8 protein-coding genes are annotated in these 9,147 nt (G+C 63.5%); all 8 read right to left on the bottom strand.

The features are described from left to right. Window positions 1–13: 13 nt before the first annotated feature. On the bottom strand, window positions 14–1,600 hold the full coding sequence (locus AC0L18_RS27870; protein ID WP_473495068.1) for an FGGY-family carbohydrate kinase: 1,587 nt from the start codon (window positions 1,598–1,600) through the stop codon (window positions 14–16). Next, on the bottom strand, window positions 1,597–2,280 hold the full coding sequence (locus AC0L18_RS27865) for an HAD family hydrolase (protein WP_473495067.1): 684 nt from the start codon (window positions 2,278–2,280) through the stop codon (window positions 1,597–1,599). Before AC0L18_RS27865 ends, AC0L18_RS27870 begins: the two co-directional genes overlap by 4 nt. Window positions 2,281–2,324: 44 nt before the next feature. Continuing rightward, a complete protein-coding gene (locus AC0L18_RS27860) occupies window positions 2,325–3,803 on the bottom strand; it encodes a mannitol dehydrogenase family protein (RefSeq protein WP_473495066.1) in 1,479 nt (492 codons plus the stop codon). A 181-nt stretch (window positions 3,804–3,984) separates the two neighbouring features. Beyond that, window positions 3,985–4,755 carry an L-iditol 2-dehydrogenase gene (locus AC0L18_RS27855; RefSeq protein ID WP_473495065.1) on the bottom strand — a complete coding sequence of 257 codons (771 nt, stop codon included), beginning with the start codon at window positions 4,753–4,755 and terminating at the stop codon, window positions 3,985–3,987. Further along, on the bottom strand, window positions 4,752–5,756 hold the full coding sequence (locus AC0L18_RS27850; RefSeq protein ID WP_091596290.1) for an ABC transporter ATP-binding protein: 1,005 nt from the start codon (window positions 5,754–5,756) through the stop codon (window positions 4,752–4,754). Before AC0L18_RS27850 ends, AC0L18_RS27855 begins: the two co-directional genes overlap by 4 nt. Window positions 5,757–5,806: 50 nt before the next feature. Then, complete coding sequence (locus AC0L18_RS27845; RefSeq protein WP_473495064.1) at window positions 5,807–6,631, bottom strand: carbohydrate ABC transporter permease; 825 nt, start codon at window positions 6,629–6,631, stop codon at window positions 5,807–5,809. Window positions 6,632–6,839: 208 nt separating this feature from the next. After that, entirely contained in the window at window positions 6,840–7,712 is an 873-nt protein-coding gene (locus AC0L18_RS27840) for a carbohydrate ABC transporter permease (RefSeq protein ID WP_473495063.1), read from the bottom strand. A gap of 120 nt (window positions 7,713–7,832) precedes the next feature. After that, a complete protein-coding gene (locus AC0L18_RS27835) occupies window positions 7,833–9,143 on the bottom strand; it encodes an ABC transporter substrate-binding protein (RefSeq protein WP_027152174.1) in 1,311 nt (436 codons plus the stop codon). Between the last annotated feature and the right edge of the window lie 4 nt (window positions 9,144–9,147).

Below are 9,147 nucleotides of genomic sequence, written 5' to 3'. Positions count from 1 at the left end.
AGGCCATTCGAGACTACCTGATCGCATCCAGCGCCTGCCGCTGCCGGTGCATCTCCAAAAACACCCGGTAGTCGCGGTCGAACCGGCCGGCGGCCGTCGAATTGGGCTCTCGCGTCTTGCCGCCTTGCTGCATGGCGACGCAGGCGGCGTTCAAATCGGGAAAAAGTCCGGCGGCGGTGGCGGCGATCATGCCGGTGCCGAGCAGCACCGCCTCATCGGCCAGCGGCTCGACCACCGTGCAGCCGGTGGCGTCGGCATAAAGCTCCATCAGCAGCGGGTTCTTGGTGTGACCGCCGGTGACATGCAGCGTGTCGATCAGATAGCCGTTCTCGTTCAGCGCTTCCAGCACATGGCGCACGCCCAGCGCAATGCTGACGGCGGTGCGCCAATACAGCTTGCACAGGCTGTCGAAGGAGGAATCCAGCGTCAGACCGCTGATGACGCCGACGGCATGCGGGTCGGCGAGCGGCGAGCGGTTGCCATGGAAATCCGGCAGCACATGCAGCCTTCCGGCCAGATTTTCGCCCTCTATGGCGCGCAACTCGACAACGCGTCGGGCAATCCTGGCGTGCATGGCGGCGTCCGGCTCGCCGCCGGCGCCGTGCCAGCGGATGATGTGATCGAGCAGCGCGCCGGTGGCCGATTGGCCGCCTTCCGACAGCCAAAGCCGGGGAAGGGCCGCGCCATAATACGGGCCCCAGACCCCGGCAAAGGGTTGCGGGTCGGGCGACATCGCCATGACGCAGCTCGAAGTGCCGGCGATCAGCGCCAGATGCCGGCCGATGTTGGTTTCATCGCCGGCGAAGCCGCCGAGCACGCCGAGCGCGCCGGCATAGGCATCGATGACGCCAGCGCCGACCCGGCATTGTTCGCTCAGGCCAAGCTCGGCCGCGGCTTGCTTGCTCAGCCGGCCGATATCGGCGCCCACCGGGCTGGCCCTGTCAGGCAGATTGCCGTGCTCGAAAAGATCGCCGAGCCCGACGGCTTTGAAGAAGTCGTGCCGCCAGCCGGTCTCTTCATGCGCCAGATAGGTCCATTTGGCGGTCAGCGTGCATTGCGAGCGGGCGAGCGAACCGGTTGCCTTCCAACTGAGAAAGTCGGCGAGGTCGAATAGATAGCCGGCTTCGTTCCATGTTCCGGGCAGGTTGCGCTTCAGCCACATCAGCTTCGGCGTCTCCATTTCCGGCGACATGACGCCGCCGATATAGTCGAGCACGGCGTGGCCGCTTTCGGTGCATTCATCGGCCTCGGCAATGGCGCGGTGATCGAGCCAGACGATGGTGTCCCAGCGCCTTTCGCCCGATACCGAGACGCTGAGCTGGCCACCATCCTTGCCCCGCACCACCAGCGAGCAGGTGGCGTCGAAGGAGATGCCGACGATATCCTGCGCTGCCACGCCGGCTTTTTCATTGGCCGCGCGCACCGCAATGCAGACCGCCGACCAGATATCCTGCGAATCGTGCTCGGCGTGATCGGCCTTCGGCCGGTTCATGACGATCGGATGCTCGGCGCGGCCGAGCAAGGTGCCTCCGGTGTCGAGAATGCCCGCACGGGCGCTCCCGGTGCCGACATCGACCGCGCAAACGAAACTGTTCGTCAAGATGTTCTTACTCTCGCTCCCAGGCCTGCAATCAGATCGGGCAGTTGCAGCATGTCAGCGAATATAAAGTCCGGTTCACTCGACGCAAGCCGCGCTTTCAGTGCCGGGTTGCAGGCATGCGAGCCGCCGGTGAAGGCGAGGACATGCATTCCCGCCGCCCGTGCCGCCGCGACGCCGACGGGGCTGTCCTCGACGACGACGCAATTTTGCGGGATCGCTCCCATTTTGGCGGCTGCGTGGAGAAAAAGGTCCGGCGCCGGCTTGCCCCGCGCCACCATGGCGGCGCTGAACAGATGCGGCTCGAGCAGCCCGAGCAGCCCGGTGACGTCGAGCGCATAGCGGATGCGATCCAGCGTGCCGGAGGAAGCAACGCAGCATGGCATGGCGAGCCTCGGCAGAATCTGGCCGATGCCGGGGATCGGCTTCAGCTCGTCGCGAAACTTGCGCATCAGCCCGACGCGCATCGCGCTCAGGTGCTGGTCAGTGATATCAAGTCCGAAGTCGCGACCGAGGATTTCGCGAACGCTTTTCATGCTCTTGCCGAGGAAAAGCTCATAGGCGGCATCCTCGCTGACACTGCCGCCGGCAAGCGTGATCATGCCAAGCAGCGCCGAAACGGACAGCCCCTCGCTGTCGACCAGCACGCCGTCGCAGTCGAAAATGACCAGGTCAGGCGTCATTGAAGGGCCTTCATCGGCAGGGCTTCATCGGCATTGAGCCGATCTTAGAGATTGCCGGCGAGATAGCGCGTCAGCGTCGCACGCGCGCCATCGGCCCAGAGCGCCTCGAGCGCCTTGGCAAAGGCCTCGACAAACGGCGTCGAGCGGCCGACCTCGCCATAGATGTCCTCCATGGCCAGCCAGGCGGCAGGCGCAGCCTTTGCCGCCCTGGCGGTCGTCTGCAGCCGGTCCCAGCTTGGATCATTGGGCTCGATGACCGCGCCTGAATCCGTGGTGCCGAAGCAATAGCGGCACCAGAGCGCCGATTCCAGCGCCAGGCCGGCGACGCCCTTGCCGGCCTTCAGCCGGTCGGCGATGGTCGGGATGATGAATTTCGGCTGCCGGTTGGAGCCGTCGAGGCAAAGCCTGCGAATGGTGTCGCCGATCTTCGGATTGGAGAAGCGGTGCTCGATGAGCTGGTAGTAGTCCTCCAGCACGGTACCCGGCACCGGCGGCACCGTCGGGATGATCTCGTCGTGCTCCAGTTTTTCGAGAAAACCGCGCACCAGCGGCTCCTGCATCGCCTCGTCGACGAAATGGATGTCCATCAGCCCGGCCGGATAGGCGATGGTCGCATGGCCGCCATTGAGGATGCGGATCTTCATCAGCTCGTAGGGTGCGACATCGCTGACGAACTGCACGCCGACCTTTTCCAGCGGCGGGCGGCCGTCGGTGAAATGGTCCTCCAGGACCCATTGCCTGAACGGCTCGCAAAATACCGGCCAATTGTCGTCAAGCCCCAACTCGCTCGACAGAATGCCGCGCTCGCGGTCGGTGGTGGCCGGCGTGATGCGGTCGACCATGCCGTTGGGAAAGGCGACGTTCTCGCTCACCCAGGTCGCCAGTTTCTCGTCGATCTGCCGCGCGAGCCCGATGACGCCATCGGCGGTGACATGGCCGTTGTGGGGGATGTTGTCGCAGGACATGATCGTGAACGGTACTATGCCGTCGTCGCGGCGCCGCAACAGCCCGGCAAGAATGATGCCAAAGACAGTCTTCGGCATTGCTCCCGGCTGCGCGTCGGCGACGATATCGGGATGGGTCGGATTGAACACGCCGGACGCCGGATCGATGAAATAGCCGCCCTCGGTTATGGTCAGCGAAACGATCCTTATCGCCGGGTCGGCAAGCCGCGCTATGATCGCGACCGCGTCGCCCGGCATCAGGAAGTCGATCATGACACCGGTGACGCGGGCGCTCATGTGGCCAGAATCCTGCTCGACCACGGTGGTCAGCCAGTCCTGTTCCTGCAACTTGCCGCGGCCGACCTTTTCGCCCTCGAAGACGCCGGCGCCGACCAGTGCCCAATCGTGGCCGACGCCCGCATTGAACAGGTCGTCGAGATAGACGGCCTGGTGCGAGCGATGGAAATTGCCGACGCCGAAATGCACGATGCCGGCCCTGAGCGCGGCGCGATCGTATTTCGGGCCGACGACTTTTTCCGGCAGGCGGGACAGTGCCGCCGATGAGAGTTTTACGGTCATTTTAACAAACGCCTTCTCATTGCGGCGCCTGCGCCTGCCTGACCTTCTCCTCTTGTGGGAGAAGGTGGATCGGCGCGCAGCGCCGAGACGGTTGAGGGGTGCTGGACGAAGTGCTGCATCAGAACCCCCCGTCCACCCTCGTTTCACTCGGCACCTTCTCCCCCAAGGGGAGAAGGAAAGTTCAACTCATCCACTGGCCGCCATCGACATTGTAGGTCTGGGCGACGATGTATTTGGCGTCGTCGCTGGCCAGGAACACCGCCATGCCGGTGAGGTCTTGCGCCGTGCCCATGCGGCCATAGGGCACGGCCTCGCCGACCAGCCGCTTCTTTTCGCCCTTCGGCCGGTTTTCGTATTTGGCGAACAGGGCATCGACATGATCCCAGTGCTCGCCGTCGACGACGCCGGGCGCGATGGCGTTGACGTTGATGCGGTGCTTGATCAGGTCGAGGCCGGCCGACTGGGTGAGTGAGATGACGGCTGCCTTGCTAGCGCAGTAGACGGCAACCAGCGCCTCGCCGCGGCGCCCGGCCTGGCTCGCCATGTTGATGATCTTGCCGCCCCGGCCAGCCGCGATCATCGAGCGGGCGGCTGCCTGCAGCATGAACAGCGTGCCGGCGACATTGACCGAAAACAGCCGGTCGTAGCTAGCCTTCGATATCTCGACGATCGGCGCCAAGTCGAACAGAGCGGCGTTGTTGACCAGGATGTCCAGTCCGCCGGCCCTTGTCTCGACTGCTTTCACCGCCGCCTCGATCGAAGCGAGGTCGGTGACGTCCAGTTTCACGGCGTAAGCATTGCCGCCGATCTCCGAAGCGGTCTTTTCCGCAGCTTCGAGATTGATGTCGCCGATGGCGACCGTGGCGCCCTCGCGGACATAGGCTTCGGCGAACGCCCGGCCGATGCCGCGCGCCGATCCGGTGATCAGCGCCGATTTACCCTTGAGCCTCATTGCAACATCGCCTTTCCGTCGGCGCCGAAGCGGTGCAGCTTGGTCTGGTCCGGCGTCAGATAGATCGTGTCGCCGTGATGGGCGGCCAGTTCGCCGTCGGCGCGCACCGTCAGCGGCCCGACACCGTCGGCCTGAACGTGCAGAAACGTGTCGGAGCCGAGATGCTCGGCAACACCGACCGTGGCTTTCCATTCGCCTGAAGTCGTCGAGATGTTCATATGCTCGGGACGGATGCCGACGGTCTTGGCGCCATGTTTGGCCGCCGGCGCGCCTTCGATCAGGTTCATCCTGGGCGAACCGATGAAGCCGGCGACGAACAGGTTCTTCGGCGTCTTGTAGAGCTCCATCGGCGAGCCGACCTGTTCGATGTTGCCGGCGTTGAGCACGACGATCTTGTCGGCCATGGTCATCGCCTCGACCTGGTCGTGGGTGACGTAGATCATCGTCGTCTTGAGCTGATGATGCAGCTCGCTGATCTCCAGCCGCATGGTGCCGCGCAGTGCTGCGTCGAGATTGGACAGAGGTTCGTCGAACAGGAAAGCCGATGGCTGGCGCACGATGGCGCGGCCAATGGCGACGCGCTGGCGCTGACCGCCGGAGAGCTGGCCGGGGCGGCGATCGAGATAGTTGGTGAGGTTCAGGATGCGTGCCGCGTCCTTGACCTTCCGATCGATGGTCGCCTGGTCCTCGCCCGCCATCTTCAGCGGGAAGGCGATATTCTTGGCCACGGTCATGTGCGGGTAGAGCGCATAGGACTGGAACACCATGGCCAGCTTGCGCTTGGCCGGCGCCTCGCCGGTGACGTCGCGGCCGTCGATGTTGATGGTGCCGGCGGTGGTGTCCTCCAGCCCGGCGATCAGTCGCAGCAGCGTGGACTTGCCGCAGCCCGACGGGCCGACGAAGACGACGAACTCGCCGTTCTCGATGACCAGGTCGATGCCCGGAATGATGATCGTCGACCCGAACGACTTGGAGACGTGCTTGAGCGTGATGTTTCCCATGGTTTCCTCCCCGAGGGGTTATTGTCCGTCGTTCATCGCTTGCGGCGGTGTTACTTCACGGCGCCAAACGTCAGGCCGCGCACCAGCTGCTTCTGGCTGAACCAGCCCATGATCAGGATCGGCGCGATCGCCAGCGTCGAGGCCGCCGAAAGCTTGGCCCAGAACAGCCCTTGCGGGCTTGAGAAGGAACTGATGAAGGCGGTGAGCGGCGCGGCCTCGGTGGTGGTCAGCCGGATCGTCCAGAACGCCTCGTTCCATGCCAGGATGATGTTGAGCAGCATCGTCGAGGCGATGCCCGGCACCGCCATCGGCGTCAGCACATAGACGATCTCGTTCCAGAGCGATGCGCCGTCCATGCGCGCCGCTTCCAGGATCTCGCCGGGGATCTCGCGAAAATAGGTGTAGAGCATCCACACCACGATCGGCAGGTTGATCAGCATCAGCATGACCATCAGGCCGACGCGGCTGTCGAGCAATCCGGTATCGCGGAAGATCAGGTAGATCGGGAACAGCACGGCAACCGCCGGCATCATCTTGGTGGAAAGCATCCACATCAGGATGTCCTTGGTCCACTTGCCCGGCGAGAACGCCATCGACCAGGCCGCCGGTATGGCGACGAGCAAGGCCAGGATGGTCGAGCCGACCGACAGGAACACCGAGTTGAGGAAGAACTTGAAGTAGCCGCTCTGCGCCTCGACCGCGGTGTAGCTTTCCGTGGTTCCCGACGGAAACAGGTTGAAGCCCTGGATGGCCTCCTGCTCCGACTTGAACGAGGTGATGATCGTATAGAGGATCGGGAAGAAGATCAGCAGGGCGACGATCCAGGCGGCCGCGGTCGCGATCGTCTTGTGCTGGGTGCTGACTGCACGTGCCATGGTCAGGTCCTCCCGTATCGGCGATATTGGCGGCAGGGTCGACCCCCACTCCGGTTTGCTGCGCAAACCACCTCTCCCCCGATCGACGGGGTAAAGGAAGGGCGCGGCTTCGATGCAGGCGTTTCCTCCCCCCCGGGCAGGGGGAGAGGTGTCCCGCGCATCGGGACGGAGTGGGGGTGGTTCAGCGCCTGTAGCATCGTTTCCTCCCTTATCTGTCCAGGTTCTTGCCGACCGCGCGCATGGCGAAGAAGGCGACGATGTTGGCTAAAATGACGGCAATGATTCCGCCGGCGGATGCCTGGCCGATTTTGAACTCCAGCAACGCCTTCTGGTAGACGAGGAAGGGCAGGTTGGTGGAGGCGTAACCCGGGCCGCCATTGGTGGTGACGAGGATCTCGGCATAGACCGACAGAAGGAAGATCGTCTGGATCAGGAGGACGACGGTGATGGCGCGCGACATATGCGGCAGCGTCAGATAGATGAAGCGGCTGACAAAACCGGCGCCGTCCATCTCGGCGGCTTCCTTCTGCTCGCCGTCGAGTGACTGCAGGGACGTCAGCAGGATCAATGTCGCAAACGGCAGCCATTGCCAGGCGACGATGATGATGATCGCCAGCATCGGATATTGGCCAAACCAGTCGATCGGCTGCCCGCCGAAGAAACGCGCAATGTCGGCAAAGACGCCGTATTGCGGATGCATGATCATGTTCTTCCAGACCAGCGCGGCGACCGGCGGCATGACGAAGAACGGCGAGATGACGAGGATGCGGACGATGCCCTGTCCCCACATCGGCTGATCGATCAGCAGCGCCAGCAGGATCCCGCCGATCACCGTAATCAGAAGTACGCTACCAACCAGTATAAGCGTGTTGAGGATCGACTGCAGGAATGCCGGATTGGAATAAAAAAGCGCGTAGTTCGAGAAGCCGACGAAGCCGTCGCGGATCGGGTTGAGCGGATTGTACTGCTGGAAGGAGAACCACAGGGTGAATGCCAGCGGCACGATCATCCAGACGAACAGCAGCACCACGGATGGCGCCATCATGAAGCGGGCAAGCGAACGGGTCTGCTGAGTAGCCATGACGGTCACCCTTCAAAGTTCAGCCAAATTTTCAGTGTTGTGAAGGTGGCCGCCCGAACTGGGATTCGGGCGGCCCCCGCCGGTTAAGATGGGCAACCGGCTTTCGGCACCGGGAGGAGCCTACTGGATATAACCGCCCTCGGTCATCGTTGCGGTGGCGGCGTCCTGGGCCTGCTTCAGAGCGTCGTCGACGCTGGTCTGGCCGGCGAGTGCGGCCGAGAACAGCTGGCCGACGGTGGTGCCAAGGCCCTGGAACTCGGGGATGGCAACGAACTGGACACCGACATAGGGCACCGGCTTGACGGTCGGATGCGTCGGATCGGCGGCGTTGATCGAGTCCAGCGTCATCTTGGCGAACGGCGCCGCCTTCTGGTACTCGGGGTTAGCGTAGAGCGAGGTGCGCGTTCCCGGCGGAACATTGGCCCAGCCTTCCTTCGACGCGACGAGCTCGAGATAGGCCTTGCTGGTTGCCCACGATACGAATTTTTGGGCGGCGTCAGCCTTTTGCGTGCCGGCGGGAATGGCCAGCGACCACGCCCACAGCCAGTTGCCGCGCTTGCCCAGGCCATTGTCGGGCGCCAGCGCATAACCGACCTTGTCGGCGACCGTTGAGTTCTTCGGGTCTGAGACGAAGGAGGCAGCGACGGTGGCGTCGATCCACATGCCGCACTTGCCCTGCTGGAACAGCGCCAGGTTTTCGTTGAAGCCGTTCGAAGACGCGCCCTCCGGGCCATTGGCCTTCATCAGGTCGACATAGAACTGCAGCGTGTTCTTCCATTCGGGCTGGTCGAACTGCGGCTTCCAGTTCTCATCGAACCAGCGTGCGCCGAAGGAGTTCGACATGGCGGTCAGGAAGGCCATGTTCTCGCCCCAGCCGGCCTTGCCGCGCAGGCAGACGCCGTTCACGCCATTGGCGCGATCGGTCATCTTCTCGGCGGCTTGCTTGACGAAGTCCCAGGTCGGCGCGTCCGGCATCGTCAGCCCGGCCTTCTCCATCAGGTCCTTGCGATACATGACGAACGAGCTTTCGCCATAGAACGGTGCTGCATAAAGCGTGCCATCGACCGACAGGCCACCGGCGATGGCCGGGATGATGTCCTTGACGTCATAGTCGTCGCCGAGCTTGTCGAGCGGCAGCAGCCAGCTCTGCTTGGCCCAGATCGGAACTTCGTAAGTGCCGATGGTCATCACGTCGTACTGGCCACCCTTGGTGGCGATGTCGGTGGTGACGCGCTCGCGCAGCACGTTCTCCTCGAGCGTGACCCACTGGAGCTGGATATCGGGGTTCTTGGCGGTGAAATCGTCGGTCAGCGTCTGCATGCGGACCATATCGCCATTGTTGACGGTGGCGATGGTGATGGATTCGGCATGCGCGGCGAACGCGAGGGTGCTGGCCGACAACAGACCCAGGGTGAGCGTGCGAAGTTTCATCAAA

It is taken from the genome of Mesorhizobium sp. WSM4819 (assembly GCF_055811215.1).
The sequence above is the reverse complement of the archived record's forward strand: the minus strand, read 5'-3'. Positions and strand labels throughout refer to the sequence as shown.